The 19,161-nt window shown below is 58.9% G+C and carries 16 protein-coding genes; 13 read left to right on the forward strand and 3 right to left on the reverse strand.

What is annotated here, in order from left to right; translation table 11 throughout:
- Positions 1 to 91 precede the first annotated feature (91 nt).
- From lepA to acpS, 7 genes are all read left to right on the forward strand, one after another.
- Positions 92 to 1,891, forward strand: coding sequence for a translation elongation factor 4 (gene lepA / locus EDF75_RS24240; RefSeq protein WP_045856386.1), 1,800 nt, complete (start codon positions 92 to 94; stop codon positions 1,889 to 1,891).
- A 16-nt stretch (positions 1,892 to 1,907) separates the two neighbouring features.
- A complete protein-coding gene (lepB, locus tag EDF75_RS24245) occupies positions 1,908 to 2,882 on the forward strand; it encodes a signal peptidase I (protein WP_045856384.1) in 975 nt (324 codons plus the stop codon).
- A 294-nt stretch (positions 2,883 to 3,176) separates the two neighbouring features.
- Positions 3,177 to 3,857 (forward strand): ribonuclease III, encoded by a 681-nt coding sequence (rnc, locus tag EDF75_RS24250; protein ID WP_041146753.1) that lies wholly within the window; start codon positions 3,177 to 3,179, stop codon positions 3,855 to 3,857.
- Positions 3,854 to 4,759: a GTPase Era gene (era, locus tag EDF75_RS24255; protein WP_095100195.1), complete on the forward strand. Its 906-nt coding sequence runs from the start codon at positions 3,854 to 3,856 to the stop codon at positions 4,757 to 4,759. The genes rnc and era overlap by 4 nt, the downstream gene beginning before the upstream one ends.
- Before the next feature lie 131 nt (positions 4,760 to 4,890).
- Positions 4,891 to 5,631, forward strand: a complete 741-nt coding sequence (recO, locus tag EDF75_RS24260; protein WP_041147718.1) for a DNA repair protein RecO — start codon at positions 4,891 to 4,893, stop codon at positions 5,629 to 5,631.
- A gap of 8 nt (positions 5,632 to 5,639) precedes the next feature.
- Positions 5,640 to 6,371: a pyridoxine 5'-phosphate synthase gene (gene pdxJ, locus EDF75_RS24265; protein WP_045856382.1), complete on the forward strand. Its 732-nt coding sequence runs from the start codon at positions 5,640 to 5,642 to the stop codon at positions 6,369 to 6,371.
- Positions 6,371 to 6,751 carry a holo-ACP synthase gene (gene acpS / locus EDF75_RS24270; protein WP_133601152.1) on the forward strand — a complete coding sequence of 127 codons (381 nt, stop codon included), beginning with the start codon at positions 6,371 to 6,373 and terminating at the stop codon, positions 6,749 to 6,751. The genes pdxJ and acpS overlap by 1 nt, the downstream gene beginning before the upstream one ends.
- Here acpS and EDF75_RS24275 read toward each other — a convergent pair.
- Positions 6,748 to 7,008 carry a YfhL family 4Fe-4S dicluster ferredoxin gene (locus EDF75_RS24275; protein ID WP_045856379.1) on the reverse strand — a complete coding sequence of 87 codons (261 nt, stop codon included), beginning with the start codon at positions 7,006 to 7,008 and terminating at the stop codon, positions 6,748 to 6,750. The two genes, acpS and EDF75_RS24275, sit on opposite strands and share 4 nt — an antisense overlap.
- Positions 7,009 to 7,064: 56 nt before the next feature.
- Entirely contained in the window at positions 7,065 to 7,913 is an 849-nt protein-coding gene (locus EDF75_RS24280) for a MurR/RpiR family transcriptional regulator (RefSeq protein ID WP_133601153.1), read from the reverse strand.
- Between the two features lie 220 nt (positions 7,914 to 8,133).
- On the opposite strand from EDF75_RS24280, the gene yfhb reads away from it, so the two are divergent.
- Both yfhb and tadA read left to right on the forward strand, forming a co-directional pair.
- Positions 8,134 to 8,757, forward strand: a complete 624-nt coding sequence (gene yfhb, locus EDF75_RS24285) for a phosphatidylglycerophosphatase C (protein WP_166646238.1) — start codon at positions 8,134 to 8,136, stop codon at positions 8,755 to 8,757.
- 60 nt (positions 8,758 to 8,817) lie between these two features.
- The gene (gene tadA, locus EDF75_RS24290; protein WP_133601155.1) at positions 8,818 to 9,324 is read left to right on the forward strand and encodes a tRNA adenosine(34) deaminase TadA; all 507 of its coding nucleotides are present in this window, start codon (positions 8,818 to 8,820) and stop codon (positions 9,322 to 9,324) included.
- On the opposite strand, the gene mltF is transcribed toward tadA, so the two are convergent.
- Entirely contained in the window at positions 9,321 to 10,937 is a 1,617-nt protein-coding gene (gene mltF, locus EDF75_RS24295) for a membrane-bound lytic murein transglycosylase MltF (RefSeq protein WP_133601156.1), read from the reverse strand. The genes tadA and mltF overlap by 4 nt on opposite strands.
- A gap of 174 nt (positions 10,938 to 11,111) precedes the next feature.
- On the opposite strand from mltF, the gene purL reads away from it, so the two are divergent.
- From purL to glrR, 4 genes are all read left to right on the forward strand, one after another.
- A complete protein-coding gene (purL, locus tag EDF75_RS24300) occupies positions 11,112 to 14,999 on the forward strand; it encodes a phosphoribosylformylglycinamidine synthase (RefSeq protein ID WP_133601157.1) in 3,888 nt (1,295 codons plus the stop codon).
- A 662-nt stretch (positions 15,000 to 15,661) separates the two neighbouring features.
- Positions 15,662 to 17,098: a sensor histidine kinase gene (locus EDF75_RS24305; protein WP_133601158.1), complete on the forward strand. Its 1,437-nt coding sequence runs from the start codon at positions 15,662 to 15,664 to the stop codon at positions 17,096 to 17,098.
- 17 nt (positions 17,099 to 17,115) lie between these two features.
- A complete protein-coding gene (qseG, locus tag EDF75_RS24310) occupies positions 17,116 to 17,820 on the forward strand; it encodes a two-component system QseEF-associated lipoprotein QseG (protein WP_166646239.1) in 705 nt (234 codons plus the stop codon).
- Complete coding sequence (gene glrR / locus EDF75_RS24315; protein ID WP_133601160.1) at positions 17,807 to 19,144, forward strand: two-component system response regulator GlrR; 1,338 nt, start codon at positions 17,807 to 17,809, stop codon at positions 19,142 to 19,144. Before qseG ends, glrR begins: the two co-directional genes overlap by 14 nt.
- Positions 19,145 to 19,161: the final 17 nt, after the last annotated feature.

Consider the following 19,161-nt stretch of genomic DNA (forward strand, 5'->3'; position numbering starts at 1 on the left):
TGTAGTGTAGAATGCGGCGTTTTCGGATTAAAAAACGTCAGGCACAGAACAGTGGCCTCATGATACGCGTAAGGCATAATTAACTCTAAATATGAAGAATATACGTAACTTTTCAATCATCGCCCACATCGACCACGGTAAGTCTACGTTGTCTGACCGTATCATCCAGATTTGCGGTGGCCTTTCCGATCGTGAAATGGAAGCCCAGGTACTGGATTCCATGGATCTTGAGCGTGAGCGCGGCATTACCATTAAGGCGCAGAGCGTCACCCTGGATTATAAGGCCACCAACGGTGAGACCTACCAGCTGAACTTTATCGACACTCCGGGACACGTCGACTTCTCCTATGAAGTTTCGCGCTCTCTGGCCGCCTGTGAAGGCGCGCTGCTGGTTGTCGATGCCGGTCAAGGGGTTGAAGCCCAGACGCTGGCTAACTGCTATACCGCGATGGAAATGGACCTGGAAGTTGTGCCGGTCCTCAACAAAATCGACCTGCCTGCGGCCGATCCGGAACGCGTAGCGGAAGAAATTGAAGATATCGTCGGTATCGACGCCACCGACGCGGTGCGCTGCTCGGCGAAGACCGGCGTAGGCGTCCCGGACGTGCTGGAACGACTGGTGCGCGACATTCCGCCGCCGGAAGGTGACCCGGACGCCCCGCTGCAGGCGCTGATCATCGACTCCTGGTTCGACAACTACCTCGGCGTTGTCTCGCTGGTGCGTATTAAAAACGGCACCATGCGCAAGGGCGACAAGATTAAGGTCATCAGTACCGGACAGGTTTATAACGCCGATCGCCTCGGTATCTTTACGCCGAAGCAGGTCGATCGTACCGAGCTGAAGTGCGGCGAAGTTGGCTGGCTGGTGTGCGCGATTAAAGACATCCTCGGCGCGCCGGTGGGCGATACCCTGACCACTTCCCGTAACCCGGCTGACAAAGCGCTGCCTGGTTTCAAAAAGGTCAAACCGCAGGTGTACGCAGGCCTGTTCCCGGTTAGCTCTGACGATTACGAAAGCTTCCGCGATGCGCTGGGCAAACTGAGCCTCAACGACGCCTCTCTGTTCTATGAACCAGAAAGCTCGACGGCGCTGGGCTTTGGCTTCCGCTGCGGCTTCCTTGGCCTGCTGCACATGGAGATCATCCAGGAGCGTCTTGAGCGCGAATACGATCTGGACCTGATTACCACGGCGCCAACGGTGGTCTATGAAGTCGAGACGACCGCGAAAGAGGTTATCTACGTCGACAGCCCGTCCAAGCTGCCGCCGCTGAACAACATTTACGAGCTGCGCGAGCCTATTGCCGAGTGCCATATGCTGCTGCCGCAGGAGTTCCTCGGCAACGTCATCACCCTTTGCATCGAGAAGCGCGGCGTGCAGACCAACATGGTTTACCACGGCAAACAGGTTGCGCTGACCTATGAGATCCCGATGGCGGAAGTGGTCCTCGACTTCTTCGACCGGCTGAAGTCAACGTCTCGTGGCTACGCGTCGCTGGACTACAACTTCAAGCGCTTCCAGGCATCCAACATGGTGCGCGTCGATGTGCTGATCAACAGCGAGCGCGTTGATGCGCTGGCGCTGATTACCCACAACGATAACGCTCCGTACCGCGGCCGCGAGCTGGTAGAGAAGATGAAAGAGCTGATCCCGCGTCAGCAGTTCGATATCGCGATTCAGGCGGCAATCGGCAACCACATTATCGCCCGTGCTACCGTTAAGCAGCTGCGTAAAAACGTCCTCGCGAAATGCTATGGCGGCGACGTGAGCCGTAAGAAGAAGCTGCTGCAGAAGCAGAAAGACGGTAAGAAGCGCATGAAGCAAGTGGGCAACGTTGAGCTGCCGCAGGAAGCGTTCCTCGCCATTCTGCACGTGGGTAAAGACGGAAAATAACCATTAAGGAGTTGGCATGGCGAACATGTTTGCCCTGATCCTGGTGATCGCAACCCTGGTAACGGGGCTTTTATGGTGTCTGGATAAGTTTATCTTCGCACCGAAGCGTCGCGCAGGTCAGGCCGCAGCCCAGGAAGCGACCGCTGAAGGCCTGGATAAAACAACGCTGAAGAAGGTCGGCCCGAAACCGGGCTGGCTGGAAACCGGGGCCTCGGTATTTCCGGTGCTGGCGATCGTGCTGGTGGTGCGTTCGTTTATTTACGAACCCTTCCAGATCCCGTCAGGCTCAATGATGCCGACGCTGCTGATCGGCGATTTTATTCTGGTCGAGAAGTTTGCTTACGGGATTAAAGATCCTATCTATCAGAAAACGCTGATCGAAACCGGGCATCCGAAGCGTGGTGATATCGTGGTGTTTAAATACCCGGAAGATCCGCGCCTCGACTACATCAAGCGCGCGGTGGGTTTACCGGGTGATAAAGTCACCTACGATCCGCTGACCAAGCAGGTCACTATCCAGCCGGGATGCAGTTCCGGACAGGCGTGCGGCAACGCGCTGCCGGTCACTTACTCTAACGTTGAGCCTAGCGATTTCGTCCAGACCTTCTCTCGCAGCAACGGCGGTGAAGCGACCAGCGGATTCTGGCAGCTGCCGAAGGGCGAGAGCAAGGCGGACGGCATCCGTCTGACCGAACGCAAAGAGACGCTGGGTGACGTTACCCACCGCATTCTGACCGTGCCGATTGCCCAGGATCAGGTGGGGATGTACTACCATCAGTCCGGTCTGCCGCTGGCGACCTGGATTGTGCCGCCGGGCCACTATTTCATGATGGGCGACAACCGCGATAATAGCGCGGATAGCCGCTACTGGGGCTTTGTGCCGGAAGCCAACCTGGTGGGTAAAGCCACGGCTATCTGGATGAGCTTCGAAAAACAGGAAGGCGAGTGGCCAACCGGCGTGCGTTTATCGCGCATCGGCAGCATCCACTAATTTCCCTGCCCGATTCACGCTGCCGCTGCAATATCGGCAGCGTGAATTATTTAATATTTAAATCCATCCAAACTAACGACATCCCCTGTCGTTGCGTATAGAATATCCCCCCGAAGTTTTGGTTGTCTCTCGTAAGAGTGACACTGCACACGAAACCGCGTTGGTTGTTTATTCTCTCAATAATTTGGGTTGCAGAAAGGCGACAAGCAAGCGCGCATGCAACGTGAAGTTGGCGAGAATGCTCAGGTCGGTTTCGTGTGCTGCATTTTTGACGCATTCATCTATTGGTAACGCATGAACCCCATCGTAATTAATCGGCTTCAACGGAAGCTGGGCTACACTTTTAATCATCAGGAGCTGTTGCAACAGGCATTAACTCACCGCAGTGCCAGCAGCAAACACAATGAGCGCCTGGAATTCTTAGGTGACTCTATTTTGAGTTTTGTGATCGCGAATGCGCTCTACCATCGTTTCCCTCGGGTTGACGAAGGCGATATGAGCCGCATGCGCGCGACGCTGGTACGAGGCAACACGCTGGCGGAAATCGCTCGCGAGTTCGAGCTGGGTGAGTGCCTGCGTCTGGGGCCGGGTGAATTGAAAAGCGGTGGCTTCCGTCGTGAATCGATTCTGGCAGATACCGTCGAAGCGTTAATTGGCGGGGTCTTCCTCGACAGCGATATTCAGAATATCGAACGTCTGATCCTCTCCTGGTACCAAACTCGTCTGGACGAAATTAGCCCGGGCGATAAGCAAAAAGATCCGAAGACCCGCCTGCAGGAGTATCTGCAGGGTCGCCACCTGCCGCTGCCATCGTATTTGGTCGTTCAGGTGCGCGGGGAAGCACACGATCAGGAATTTACTATCCACTGCCAGGTTAGCGGCCTGAGTGAACCGGTGGTCGGCACGGGTTCCAGCCGTCGCAAGGCGGAGCAGGCTGCCGCCGAACAGGCGCTGAAAAAGCTGGAGCTGGAATGAGCGAAGAAAAAAGTTATTGCGGGTTTGTTGCCATCGTTGGCCGCCCGAACGTGGGTAAATCCACGCTGTTGAACAAGCTGCTTGGGCAGAAGATCTCGATTACTTCTCGTAAAGCGCAGACCACCCGTCACCGCATCGTCGGCATCCATACCGAAGGGCCGTATCAGGCAATCTACGTTGATACCCCGGGCCTGCATATGGAAGAGAAGCGGGCGATCAACCGCCTGATGAACAAAGCGGCGAGCAGCTCGATTGGCGACGTTGAGCTGGTGATCTTCGTTGTTGAAGGTACCCGCTGGACCGCGGACGACGAAATGGTGCTGGGCAAGCTGCGCGACGCCAGAGCGCCGGTTATTCTTGCGGTGAACAAAGTCGATAACGTGCAGGAGAAGGCCGATCTGCTGCCGCACCTGCAGTTCCTGGCAAGCCAGATGAACTTCCTCGATATCGTGCCGATTTCCGCGGAAACCGGAACTAACGTCGATACCATCGCCGGGATCGTGCGCAAGCATCTGCCGGAAGCGATTCATCACTTCCCGGAAGATTACATTACCGATCGCTCCCAGCGCTTTATGGCTTCTGAAATCATCCGTGAGAAGCTGATGCGCTTCCTCGGGGCCGAGCTGCCATACTCCGTAACGGTAGAGATCGAGCGTTTCCAGACCAACGAACGCGGCGGTTATGATATTAACGGCCTGATCCTGGTTGAGCGCGAAGGTCAGAAGAAGATGGTTATTGGCAACAAAGGCGCCAAAATCAAAACCATCGGTATTGAAGCGCGTAAAGACATGCAGGATATGTTCGAAGCGCCAGTTCACCTCGAACTGTGGGTGAAGGTCAAATCCGGCTGGGCCGACGACGAGCGCGCGCTGCGCAGCCTCGGTTACGTTGACGATCTCTGAGTTTGCTACACCATGGCTTTCGAGGTGCAGGCAGGCGGCAAGACCGCGAGTCTCCGGGAGCTTACTGGCGTAAGCAACCGGGGTGACTGGACGCAGCCGGCGCGCCGGCAACCTGAAAGACGACGAGTATGATGGAAGGCTGGCAGCGCGCTTTCGTCCTGCATAGCCGCCCGTGGAGCGAAACCAGCCTGATGCTGGACGTCTTCACGGAAGAGTCGGGCCGCGTGCGCCTCGTTGCCAAAGGCGCGCGTTCCAAACGCTCCAGCCTCAAAGGCGCTCTCCAACCTTTTACCCCCTTACTGCTCCGCTTTGGCGGCCGAGGCGAAGTCAAAACGCTGCGCAGCGCCGAGGCCGTTTCGCTGGCGCTACCGCTCAGCGGGATAACGCTCTACAGCGGCCTCTACGTTAACGAGCTGCTCTCCCGGGTGCTCGAGCACGAAACCCGCTTCTCTGAACTCTTTTTCGACTACCTGCACTGCCTCCAGGCGCTCGCCGGCGCGAGCGGTACGCCGGAGCCGGCTTTACGCCGCTTCGAGCTGGCCCTGCTCGGGCATCTGGGCTACGGCGTCGATTTCCTGCACTGCGCCGGCAGCGGCGAAGCGGTCTCCGATACCATGACCTATCGCTACCGCGAAGAAAAAGGCTTTATCGCCAGCCTGGTTATTGATAACAACAGCTTTACCGGGCACCATTTGAAGGCGCTGGCTAACCGTGAATTCCCGGATAGCGATGCCTTACGTGCTGCCAAACGCTTTACCCGTATCGCCCTGAAGCCGTATCTTGGCGGCAAACCGCTAAAGAGCCGGGAGCTGTTTCGCCAGTTTATTCCCGCCAGAGCGGCGCGAGCAGATAAAACAAATAATGAACAATGAGGATTGTCATGGCTGAATTACTGTTAGGGGTCAACATTGACCATATCGCTACGCTACGTAACGCTCGCGGCACCGCATACCCGGACCCGGTACAGGCCGCGTTTATCGCCGAGCAGGCCGGCGCCGACGGTATCACCGTGCATCTGCGTGAAGACCGCCGCCATATCACCGACCGCGACGTGCGCGTCCTGCGCCAGACGCTGGATACCCGCATGAACCTCGAAATGGCGGTGACCGAAGAGATGCTGGCGATCGCCTGCGAAACCAAACCGCATTTCTGCTGCCTGGTGCCGGAAAAGCGTCAGGAAGTGACCACCGAAGGCGGCCTGGACGTGGCCGGCCAGCGCGAAAAAATGCGCGACGCCTGCCAGCGTCTTGCCGATGCCGGCATTCTGGTTTCGCTGTTCATTGATGCCGATTTTGCGCAAATTAAGGCGGCGGCGGAAGTGGGCGCGCCCTATATCGAAATTCATACCGGCTGCTACGCGGATGCCGAAAGCGACGCGCAGCAGGCCAAAGAGCTCGAGCGCATTGCCAAAGCGGCCACCTACGCCGCCAGCCTTGGCCTGAAGGTCAATGCCGGACACGGTCTGACCTACCACAACGTCAAGGCCATCGCCCGACTGCCGGAAATGCATGAGCTGAATATTGGCCACGCTATTATCGGTCGCGCGGTGATGAGCGGCCTGAAGGAAGCGGTTGCTGAAATGAAGCGCCTGATGCAGGAAGCCCGTCCTTAATGGCTATTCTCGGGCTGGGCACGGATATCGTTGAAATTGCCCGCATTGAAGCGGTGATCGCCCGTAGCGGCGATCGCCTTGCCCGACGCGTTTTAAGCGATAGCGAGTGGGCAATCTGGGAGCAGCACCAGCAGCCGGTGCGTTTTCTGGCCAAGCGCTTTGCGGTGAAAGAGGCGGCGGCAAAAGCGCTAGGTACCGGAATTCGTAACGGTTTGGCTTTTAACCAGTTTGAGGTTTATAACGACGAGCTGGGTAAACCGAAGCTGCGCCTGTGGGGCGAGGCGAAGAATCTGGCACAGCGCCTGGGGGTCAGCGCGGTTCACGTCACGCTGGCCGATGAGCGCCATTACGCCTGCGCAACGGTCATTATCGAAAGCTAGATTTTATCCGCGTGGTGCATCAGCACAAACTTATCCCACAGCTGCTCTTCGTTCTCGAGGTGCGCCGGATCTTTGAGGATCGTATTGGGGATCGGGCACACTTTTTGACAGGTGGGCGTTTCGTAATGACCCACGCACTCCGTGCAGCGATCGCTGTTAATTTCATAAATGCTATCACCCATCGAAATGGCCTCGTTCGGACATTCCGGTTCGCACATATCGCAGTTGATGCATTTTTTGGTAATTAACAGCGCCATCAGGTAATTCTCAGAAACAACACAAACAGGGCGGGCATTATACGCCCATTTTCTGCTCACACCAGCTTTTTCACCAGCGCCTCGCTGTGGCGAATACGGTCCGGCGCATGCTCAAGATCCTGCTGGACCAGCGCCATAAACAGCAGGTCCGTCAGCATCATCTGCGCGCTGGTCGAGGAGATCGCCGCGCTGCGCGTCGCCTGCTCTTCGGCAATGGTGTACAGGCACTGGGAGGCCTGCTGCTGCAGCGCGTTGGGGCTGAAGCCGGTGATCGCCAGGATCCGACAGCCAACGCGCAGGGCTTCTGCCGCCGCCATGTTGATTTCCCGCCGCTCGCCGGAGTAGGAGATAGCGAGCAGCAGATCGTCCGGCGACATCGCCTGGACGGTGGCCAGCAGGGCATGCATATCCTGCTCGGCGACGGCGTTGACGCCAATCTTCATCAGCTTCCAGCTGAAGTTGCGCGCCACCAGGCCCGAGGCGCCGATGCCGGTAATAATGACCCGACGGGCGGTGCGCAGCAGCGCAACGGCCTCCAGCAGCTTCTCTTCGCTGTTCACGTCCAGCGAGGCGTGCATCGCCGCCACGTTATCCTTAATCAGCTTTTCGCCCACCAGACGCAGCGGATCGTCGCCGAGGATCTGGTTATGCACCGGTACCGACTGCGGGTCGGGCGCGCTGGCCAGCACTTCGCTCAGCGCCAGCTTCAGGGCCGGGAAACCTTTGAAGCCCATCTTCTGGGCGAATTTCACCACGCTCGACTGGCTGACGCCCGCTTCACCCGCCAGCTGCTGCGAGCTCAGGTGTCGGGTCTGGTCCGGCTCGGCGAGGATAAAATCAGCCAGCTTTTTATCGCTTGCCGCCAGCGACGGATAGCGCTGGCGAATGCGGATTAAACAGTTCATAGGTTTTCCTGAGGACAGCCTTCACCCTCTGCTGAAAGAATTTTGTATTCGATTATAAGAGGATTATGGCGAATTAAAAATTCTGGCGCTGAGATTTCTTGAGGAACGACCTTAACCTAAATTCAACGCTCGCAGATGTTTTTAATATTAAGGGTGCAAGGCTGGTAAGCTAGCGGGCAGCCGGAATGACGAAAAGAAGAGGTTGAGTTTGAATAGCGCTATGCGTCGGGTGGTCTTTTTTGATCTTGATGGAACCCTGCATCAGCAGGATATGTTTGGCAGCTTCATACGCTACGTTCTGCGTCATCAGCCTTTGAATCTGCTGCCGGTACTGCTTTTGCTGCCGGTTATCCTCGGCGGACTGCTGGTCAACGGCAGGGCGGCGCGCTGGCCGATGAGCCTGCTGCTGTGGGCCTCCACCTGCGGGCGCAGCGAGGCGAAGCTCAAGCGTCTTGAGGCGAACTTTGTCCGCTGGTTTCGCCAGCACGTGACGGCGTTCCCGGTGGTGCATGCCCGGCTAACGGGCTATTTGACCAGCACCGATGCCGACGTCTGGCTGATTACCGGTTCACCGCAGTCGCTGGTGGAGCAGGTCTATTTTGATACGCCCTGGCTACCGAGAGTGAACCTCATCGCCAGCAGAATGGCGCGCCGCTACGGCGGCTGGGTCCTGACTCTGCGCTGCCTGGGGCATGAAAAAGTGGTGCAGCTGGAGCAACAAATTGGCGCGCCGCTGCGGCTGTATAGCGGCTACAGCGACAGCGAGCAGGATAATCCGCTGCTCTGCTTTTGCCAGCACCGCTGGCGGGTGACGCCGCAGGGCGATCTGCATCAGCTAGAGTGATAGTGTCTAATGCGCGGCCGGCATGTATAATGCGCCCCGCTTTTGCACAGGAGTCCCGCTTTGTCTGACCATGAACGCAATGATGAATACTGGATGCGTCACGCTTTGACGCTGGCTAAACGCGCCTGGGAAGAGGGCGAGGTGCCGGTGGGCGCCGTGCTGGTACACAATAACCAGGTCATCGGCGAGGGCTGGAATCGTCCGATTGGCCGTCACGATCCGACCGCGCACGCCGAGATCATGGCCATCCGCCAGGGCGGGCTGGTGCTGCAAAACTACCGCCTGATTGACGCTACGCTGTACGTGACCCTCGAGCCCTGCGTGATGTGCGCCGGGGCGATGGTGCATAGCCGCATCTCGCGGCTGGTATTTGGCGCCCGGGATGCGAAAACCGGCGCCGCCGGATCGCTTATCGACGTGCTGCACCATCCGGGGATGAACCATCGGGTTGAGATCGCTGAAGGCGTTCTCGCCGAGTCATGTTCGGCCATGCTGAGCGATTTTTTCCGCTGGCGGCGGGAAGAGAAAAAGGCGCTGAAAAAGGCGCATCAGGCGGGCGAGGGCTAGTGGCTCAGCCCGGGGATTTTGAACCTGGCGTTATCGACCAGCGCTTCGGTGCGGAATTTGAAAAACGGTAGCGCCTGCTCTTCCTTTTTATCTACCTCATCCGGCATAACCGCCGGATAGTCACCGGCCATCGCCAGCGCCTGCTGGTCCTTCCTCTCCTTCTCGGACAGATAGCCGACCAGGCTAATGTGGTATTTGCGGATGTTCTCGACGTAAGCGTAGGCTTCATGGCCCCGCGCGTAGCCGTATTTCAGCCTGCTATAGTAGGATTTTTGGCTGAGCAGCGGCAGGCGCTGCTTTACGTCCGCCCAGCTGTTAGGATTCCCTTGCTGTTTTTTCGTCAGGGCGATGGCGTCGAGAATATGCGCGTAGCCCATATTGTACGCCGCCAGCGCAAACCAGATCCGCTCATCTTTGGGGACCGAATCCGGAACCTTGTTCATCATATCCTGCAGATAGCGCATGCCGCCGTTGACGCTCTGCTCGGCATCGGTGCGGTCGGTTAATCCCAGGCTCTGAGCGGTGTTTCTGGTGAGCATCATCATCCCGCGAACCCCGGTCGGTGAGGTGGCCTGCGGATCCCAGTGCGACTCCTGCCAGGCAATCGCCGCCAGCAGGCGCCAGTCGATCTGGCGGGCGTACTTTTCAAACATCGGCTGCAGGTCCGGCAGGACATTCTCTACCGCCCGCAGGAAGGTGCGCGTATCGACATAATCGAAATCGTTGCCGTGCCCGAGATACTTCTCTTCCAGCCGCGCCAGGGTGCCGTCTTCATTAATGTTGTTGAAGAAATCGAGCATCGCCGCCGAGAGCGAGTTGTCTTCGCCCTTCACGCTAAACCAGGTCACCGGCTGCTCATCGCTGATATCCAGCGCGACCGCCAGCTCAGGATGAACGCGCTGAAACAGGCTGACTGCCACGGAATCGGCGATGGTGTAGCTCAGATCGCCATCGATCACCGCCTGCATTAGCGCCGTGGTGCCGCGCTTTTCATCGACGCGCCAGCCGAGATCGGGGTACTTGCTCTCCTTCAGGCTCTGCAGGTCGTTAATGGCGACGTGGCCCGGCGCGATAGCCAGCTGGTCGGCATTGAGAGTAGCAAGGGTGCGCGGGCGGGGGCTGCCGACCCGGTAGACCAGCTGCTGCGATACGGAGTAGTAGCTCGGTCCCGGCTGATAGTTCTTCACCCGCTCGGAGTTATAGACCAGCCCGGCGCCGAGCATGTCGGCCTTACCGTTGTCCAGATCGTCAAACAGCTGGCTGATATTCTGCCGAACGGTGATCTTCAGCTTTACGCCGAGGTAGTCGGCGAACTGCTGCGCCAGCTCGTAATCAAGGCCGTAGGTTTTGTCATTGATGGTCGCAAAGGTCATCGGCGAATTGATGGTGCTGATGCGCAACTCCCCGCGCGACATAATTCCCGCCACGCGGTTCTCTGGTTTTCCCGACCACGGGATCGACGGCCACAGGGCAGCCGCCAGCAATAAGGTAACAATGCCGATGAGCAGATAATTAATCTTTAGTTTTTTCAGATAGTTAATCTTCTGCAGCTCTGTGTTCCTCAGCAGACTATGACCGGAAAAAGTAAAAGGTTGTCGGTGAATGAGCGGCATTTTGCTTAAGAATGCGCCAGTTGGCAACTTATTCGCGATAGAGGTCACATTTAATGATAAACGCGGCGAATGATTTTATTTCCACGCAAACGGTTTCGTCAGGGCGCAGGATTCACTATAATAGCGCCCGTTTCCCCCCTGGCTCATATTGAAAGCTTCGAAGACGAGAGACTTATGATGGAAATTTTGCGTGGTTCACCTGCACTGTCGGCATTTCGTATCAATAAACTGCTGGCACGTTTCCAGGCGGCCAACATCCCGGTAAGCACAATATATGCAGAGTATGTTCATTTTGCCGACCTGAACGCCCCGCTCGGCGGCGAGGATCGCGAGAGGCTGGCACGACTGCTCAAGTATGGCCCAAGCTTAAGTAGCCATACCCCAACCGGTAAATTACTGCTCGTCACCCCCCGCCCTGGCACCATCTCCCCTTGGTCTTCTAAAGCTACCGATATCGCCCATAACTGCGGCCTGGCACAGGTTGTGCGCCTTGAGCGCGGCGTAGCCTACTACGTTGAAGCCGGCACGCTGAGCGCAGAGCAGTGGGCCGTCGTTGCAGACGAGCTGCACGACCGAATGATGGAAAGCGTATTCGACGCGCTGGAAGAGGGCGCGAAGCTGTTCGCTCAGCATCAGCCTAAGCCGGTCACCAGCGTCGATCTGCTGGGCCAGGGCCGTCAGGCGCTAATTGACGCCAACCTCCGTCTGGGGCTGGCGCTGGCGGACGACGAAATCGACTATCTGCAGGATGCTTTCAAAACGCTGGGCCGTAACCCGAACGATATCGAACTCTATATGTTCGCGCAGGCTAACTCCGAGCACTGCCGCCACAAGATTTTTAACGCCGACTGGGTCATCGACGGCGAGCAGCAGCCGAAGTCGCTGTTTAAGATGATCAAAAATACCTTTGAGAAGACCCCGGACTACGTTCTGTCCGCTTACAAAGACAACGCCGCGGTCATGGAAGGTTCAGAGGTCGGGCGCTTCTTCGCCAGCCATCAGGACGGGGTTTATGACTACCATCAGGAAGCGGCGCATATCCTGATGAAGGTAGAAACGCACAACCACCCGACGGCGATTTCTCCGTGGCCGGGCGCAGCGACCGGTTCCGGCGGTGAGATTCGCGATGAAGGCGCAACCGGACGCGGGGCAAAACCCAAAGCGGGCCTGGTCGGGTTCTCGGTCTCTAACCTGCGCATCCCGGGCTTTGAGCAGCCGTGGGAAGAGGACTTTGGCAAACCGGACCGCATCGTGACCGCGCTGGATATCATGACCGACGGTCCGCTGGGCGGCGCGGCGTTTAACAACGAATTTGGTCGTCCGGCGCTGAACGGCTACTTCCGTACCTATGAAGAAAAGGTTACCAGCCACAACGGCGAAGAGCTGCGCGGCTACCACAAGCCGATCATGCTGGCTGGCGGCATCGGCAACATTCGCGCCGATCATGTCCAGAAAGGCGAAATTATCGTTGGGGCGAAGCTTATCGTGCTCGGCGGCCCGGCGATGAACATTGGCCTCGGCGGCGGTGCGGCCTCGTCTATGGCATCCGGCCAGTCTGATGCGGACCTCGATTTCGCCTCCGTCCAGCGCGACAACCCGGAAATGGAGCGCCGCTGTCAGGAGGTCATTGACCGCTGCTGGCAGCTGGGCGACGGCAACCCGATTCTGTTTATCCATGACGTCGGCGCGGGCGGCCTTTCGAACGCCATGCCGGAGCTGGTGAGCGACGGCGGCCGCGGCGGTAAATTCCAGCTGCGCGATATCCTCAGCGACGAGCCGGGCATGAGCCCGCTGGAAATCTGGTGTAACGAATCCCAGGAACGCTACGTATTGGCAGTGGCGCCGGACCAGCTGCCGCTGTTCGACGAGCTGTGCCGCCGCGAGCGCGCGCCTTACGCCGTGATTGGTGACGCCACCGAAGAGCTGCATCTGAATATGAGCGACAGCCATTTCAACGACCAGCCGATCGATCTGCCGCTGGACGTGCTGCTGGGCAAAACGCCGAAAATGACCCGCGACGTGCAGACCCTGAAGGCCAAAGGCGAAGCGCTGAATCGCCAGGGAATAACCGTTGCCGACGCGGTAAATCGCGTTCTGCACCTGCCGGCTGTGGCGGAAAAAACCTTCCTCGTCACCATCGGCGACCGCACCGTTACCGGCATGGTGGCGCGCGATCAGATGGTTGGCCCATGGCAGATCCCGGTGGCGAACTGCGCGGTTACCACCGCCAGCCTCGATAGCTACTACGGCGAAGCAATGGCCCTTGGCGAACGTTCGCCGGTGGCATTACTCGATTTCGCGGCCTCCGCCCGCCTGGCGGTCGGGGAAGCGCTGACCAACGTGGCGGCAACGCAAATTGGTGCGCTGAATCGCGTGAAGCTTTCGGCAAACTGGATGGCAGCGGCCGGACACCCGGGCGAAGATGCCGGTCTGTACGAAGCGGTGAAAGCGGTTGGCGAAGAGCTGTGCCCGGCTCTGGGCCTGACTATCCCGGTCGGCAAAGATTCAATGTCGATGAAAACCCGCTGGCAGGAAGGCAGCGAGCAGCGCGAGATGACCTCTCCGCTGTCGCTGGTGATCACCGCCTTTGCCCGCGTGGAAGACGTGCGTCGCACCGTGACGCCGCAGCTCTTGACCGAAGACAACGCCCTGCTGCTGATTGATTTAGGCAACGGCCGCAACGCGCTGGGCGCGACCGCGCTGGCGCAGGTTTATCGCCAGCTGGGCGATACCCCGGCGGACGTTCGCGACGTCGCGCAGCTGAAAGGCTTCTGGGACGCAATGCAGGCGCTGGTGGCTGAACGCAAGCTGCTGGCATACCACGACCGTTCCGACGGCGGCCTGCTGGTGACGCTGGCCGAGATGGCCTTCACCGGCCACTGCGGCGTGGATGTGGATATCGCTGCGCTGGGCGACGATAGCCTGGCGGCGCTGTTCAACGAAGAGCTCGGGGCGGTTATTCAGGTTCGCGCCGCGGATCGCGAGGCGGTTGAAGCGCTGCTGGCCTCCCACGGTCTGGCGGATTGCACCCACTACCTGGGTCAGGCAACGGCGAGCGATCGCTTCGTCATCACCGCCGACGGCAGCCCGGTATTCAGCGAAAGCCGTTCTACGCTGCGTATGTGGTGGGCAGAAACCACCTGGCAGATGCAGCGTCTGCGCGATAACCCCGAGTGTGCCGATAGCGAGCACGCCGCGAAAAGCAACGATAGCGATCCTGGCCTCAACGTTAAGCTCTCTTTCGATATCAACGAAGATATTGCCGCGCCGTACATTGCGACCGGCGCGCGTCCGAAGGTGGCGGTACTGCGCGAGCAGGGCGTTAACTCGCACGTTGAGATGGCCGCGGCCTTCCATCGCGCGGGCTTTGATGCCGTTGACGTGCATATGAGCGACCTGCTTGCGGGCCGTACCGGCCTTGCCGACTTCCAGGCGCTGGTGGCCTGCGGCGGCTTCTCCTACGGCGACGTGCTGGGGGCGGGCGAAGGCTGGGCGAAATCGATTCTGTTCAACGACCGCGTGCGCGATGAGTTTGCGACCTTCTTCCATCGTCCGCAGACCCTGGCGCTGGGCGTGTGTAACGGCTGTCAGATGATGTCCAACCTGCGGGAGCTGATCCCGGGAAGCGACCTGTGGCCGCGTTTCGTACGTAACTATTCTGACCGCTTTGAGGCGCGCTTCAGCCTGGTTGAAGTGACACAAAGCCCGTCTCTGCTGCTGCAGGGAATGGTCGGCTCAATGATGCCTATCGCCGTGTCTCACGGTGAAGGGCAGGTGGAGGTTCGCGACGGCGCGCATCTGGCGCAGCTTGAGAGCAAAGGCCTGGTCGCGCTGCGTTTCGTTGATAACTTCGGTAAAGTGACCGAAAGCTACCCGGCGAACCCGAACGGTTCGCCGAACGGGATTACCGCCGTTACCAGCGAAAGCGGCCGCGCCACCATCATGATGCCGCACCCTGAGCGCGTCTTCCGCAGCGTGGCAAACTCCTGGCACCCGGAAAACTGGGGCGAGGACAGCCCGTGGATGCGTATTTTCCGCAACGCGCGTAAGCAGCTGGGCTAAACCGAGCCCTGGCTGATGCTCTAAAAGGCCTCCCGCGAAAGCGGGGGGCCTTTTTGTTTGTGATGGCTATCGCTGCAGGGTGTCGGGATTTACCGACAAACGCCGGGGAGGGGTGTCTCCAAAAGGAGACATTTAACCATTTGATTTTAAAGGTGGTTACTAAGTCAGTGTTTAAGTGTTGCTAAATGGCGACACTGTGGCTAAAAAATAGACCTCACCGTCGAGGGTGTGAAATATAGAAAACCATTTATATTTCATTGTGTTAATAAAATGTTTTGTAATGTGGCATAGAACGTGCATAATAATATGCAGTGGCTCATTCACCTTCTTATGTCAGCCCCTTCGGGACGCGCTACATAAACTTCGAATGACGCACAACAAGGTGCCTGCCGTCCAACTCCTGATAATAGCTCTGCTTTATCAGCCATCGGGCGAAACGTCGAGTTAGGCACCGCCTTATTTCTTAATAAAGCCAGGCAAATGCTTGGCTTTATTATGTCTGCGGTATGGCAAGCCGTCGGCGCGCGGGGATAATGATCCGCGCCGTTGACGGGAAATGCCCCGGCCCGTCTCCCTTCGTGCGGCAGATCTGCTGATTGCACCTGTTACTCTGCGGCGTCCTCGGTTAGCATCGTCTTAAGCGAATGTTTGAGGCTATATACTTGAAGCGACTCTCCCTTTTCCCCCGATCGTTGCGCCAGCTGGTGACGCTCTCCTTTGTGCTGATCCTGCTACCGCTGCTGGTTCTGGCCTGGCAGGCGTGGCAGAGCCTGAACGCTCTCAGCGCCCAGGCCGCGCACATCAACCGCACCACCCTGGTTGACGCCCGGCGCAGCGAGGCGATGGTTAACGCTTCGCTGGAAATGGAGCGCAGCTACCGCCAGTACTGCGTGCTGGACGATCCGACGCTGGCGAAGGTTTATCAAAATCAGCGCCAGCGCTACAGCGAAATGCTGGACGCGCACGCCGGCGTGCTGCCGGATGAGAAAATTTGGCAGGCCCTGAGCCAGGATTTGAGCGACCTGGCGCAGCTGAGGTGCAAAAACAGCAGCCCCGACGCGAAGTCGGCAGAGAGCCTGGAAGCCTTCGCTACGGCCAACAGCGTGATGGTGCAGGCCACCCGAACGGTCGTTTATTCGCGCGGGCAGCAGCTGCAGCAGGAGATCGCCGAACGCGGGCAGTTCTTCGGCTGGCAGGCGCTGGTGCTGTTCCTGCTGAGCCTGGCGCTGGTGCTGCTGTTTACCCGCATGATCATCGGTCCGGTAAAAGGGATTGAGAAGATGATTAACCGGCTGGGGGAGGGGAAGTCGCTGGATAACGCGGCGCTGTTCACCGGGCCACGCGAGCTGCGCTCGGTCGGCGAACGCATTATCTGGCTGAGCGAGCGCCTGGCCTGGCTGGAGTCGCAGCGGCATCAGTTTTTGCGCCATCTCTCCCATGAGCTGAAAACGCCCTTAGCCAGCATGCGCGAAGGTACGGAGCTGCTTGCCGACCGCGTTGCCGGGCCTTTGACCGCCGAGCAGCAGGAGATTGTCGAGATCCTCGACGCCAGCAGCCGCAACCTGCAAAAGCTGATTGAACAGCTGCTTGATTACAACCGCAAACAGGCCGACGGCCCGGTGGCGCGCGAGACCGTTAACCTCGCGGAGCTGGTCGAAAGCGTTGTTTCTGCCCACAGCCTGCCGGCAAGAGCTAAACTGATGCGCACGGATCTCAGCCTGGAGGCCCGATTCTGCCAGGCGGAGCCGGATTTGCTGGCGAGCGTGCTGGATAATCTCTACTCCAATGCGGTGCACTATGGTGCTGAATCCGGTAACATTCATATTCATAGCTACCGGCACGGCGAGCAGGTGCGCATCGACGTAAGCAACAGCGGCGAGCCGATACCGCCAGTGGAAAGAAAAATGATTTTTGAGCCCTTTTATCAGGGAAGTCACCAGCGTAAAGGGGCGGTAAAAGGCAGCGGCCTCGGGCTAAGCATTGCGCGGGACTGCGTTCGACAAATGCAGGGCGAGCTAAGCCTGGTCGACGATCTACCCGGGCTTATCTGTTTTCGCATCACGCTTCCCGCCGCCGAGCCGGGAAAAATCAACACATGAATCAACAATGGGTGACTATGTCCCACTTTTTCGCATGGGTTCGTCCCGTCAGGGTCTGGGTGCTGACCGGCATTTCCTGCCTGGCGCTGGCCGGATGTTCCACGGCTTTATCACCGCACGCGGCAGGCGACAAAGCGCAGCCCGAGCTGCCGCAGCACCAGGTGGCGGATTTCCTCTCGGTTGAGTGCGCGGATATCTGGTCCCTGAGCGGGGATATCAGCGACAAAAATCCGCTCTACTGGCTGCGCGGAATTGATTGCGCCGATCGCCTTTCTCCGGCGCAGGCGCGGGCGGAAGCCCGGCAGCATGATGACGACCGCTGGCAGGATGCGTTTAAGCGCGGCATTTTGCTGGCGGACGCCAAAATTACCCCCGACGAGCGGCGCGAGCTGGTTTCTCGCCTGGACACCTTTAGCTCGCAAATAGCCGTCCAGGTGCGCCCGCTTTACCAGCTCTGGCGCGACGGCCAGAGCCGACAGCTGCAGCTGGTGGACGAACGCTCCCGCTACGCGAAGCTACAGCAGACCAGCGATGCCGAACTCGACGCGCTGCGCCAGCAGGAGCAGCAGCTGCGCGGCGAGCTGGAGCTCACCACGCGTAAGCTGGAAAACCTCACCGATATCGAGCGTCAGCTCTCCACCCGCAAGCCGGGAGGGAATTTTAATTCTGACGTCGGGCACGGCGGCGAAAAAATCCCGGAGGCCACGCATGACGAGCCGTAAACCCGCGCGCCTGCTGCTGGTGGACGATGATCCAGGGCTGCTGAAGCTGCTGGGGATGCGCCTTGTCAGCGAAGGATACAGCGTGACCACTGCCGAAAGCGGCCCGGAGGCGCTGCGCGTGCTGGGGCGCGATAAGGTCGACCTGGTGGTCAGCGATTTGCGCATGGATGAAATGGACGGTCTGCAGCTGTTTGCCGAAATCCAGAAGGTGCAGCCGGGAATGCCGGTGATTATTCTCACTGCCCACGGATCGATTCCGGAGGCGGTGGCCGCGACCCAGCAGGGGGTGTTCAGCTTCCTGACTAAGCCGGTAGACAAAGACGCGCTGTACAAAGCCATTGATGACGCGCTGGAGCACAGCGCGCCGACGACGGACGAGCGCTGGCGTCAGGCGATTGTGACCCGTAGCCCGCTGATGCAGCGTCTGCTGGAGCAGGCGGGCATGGTGGCGCAGTCGGACGTCAGCGTGCTGATTAACGGCCAGAGCGGCACCGGCAAAGAGATCGTCGCCCAGGCGATTCATAACGCCAGCCCGCGCCACGCTAAGCCGTTTGTCGCCATTAACTGCGGCGCCCTGCCGGAACAGCTGCTGGAGTCGGAGCTGTTTGGCCACGCCCGCGGCGCCTTTACCGGCGCGGTCAGCAATCGGGAAGGGCTGTTCCAGGCTGCCGAAGGAGGCACGCTGTTCCTCGATGAGATCGGCGATATGCCGGTGGCCCTGCAGGTAAAACTGCTGCGCGTGCTGCAGGAGCGAAAGGTCCGCCCGCTGGGCAGCAACCGCGACATCGACATCGACGTGCGGATCGTCTCCGCCACCCACCGCGACCTGCCTAAGGCGATGGCCCGCAGCGAGTTCCGCGAAGATCTGTTTTATCGCCTGAACGTGGTGAACCTGAAGATCCCGCCTCTAGCCGATCGCACCGAGGATATTCCGCTTCTTGCCAACCATCTGCTGCGGCAGTCGGCCGACCGGCACAAGCCGTTTGTCCGCGCCTTCTCGACCGATGCGATGAAGCGGCTGATGGCCGCCAAATGGCCGGGCAACGTGCGTCAGCTGGTGAACGTGATTGAGCAGTGCGTGGCGCTGACCTCATCGCCGGTGATCAGCGACGCGCTGGTGGAGCAGGCGCTGGAAGGCGAAAATACCGCGCTGCCGACCTTCGTTGAGGCGCGTAACCAGTTTGAGCTGAACTACCTGCGCAAGCTGCTGCAAATAACCAAAGGCAACGTGACGCACGCGGCCAGAATGGCCGGACGCAACCGCACCGAATTTTATAAACTGCTGTCGCGCCACGAGCTCGACGCCAACGACTTTAAAGAGTAGCTCCGCGGCATAGCGCA

It is taken from the genome of Klebsiella sp. BIGb0149 (genome assembly GCF_004362605.1).
GTDB classification, from domain to species: domain Bacteria; phylum Pseudomonadota; class Gammaproteobacteria; order Enterobacterales; family Enterobacteriaceae; genus Klebsiella; species Klebsiella terrigena.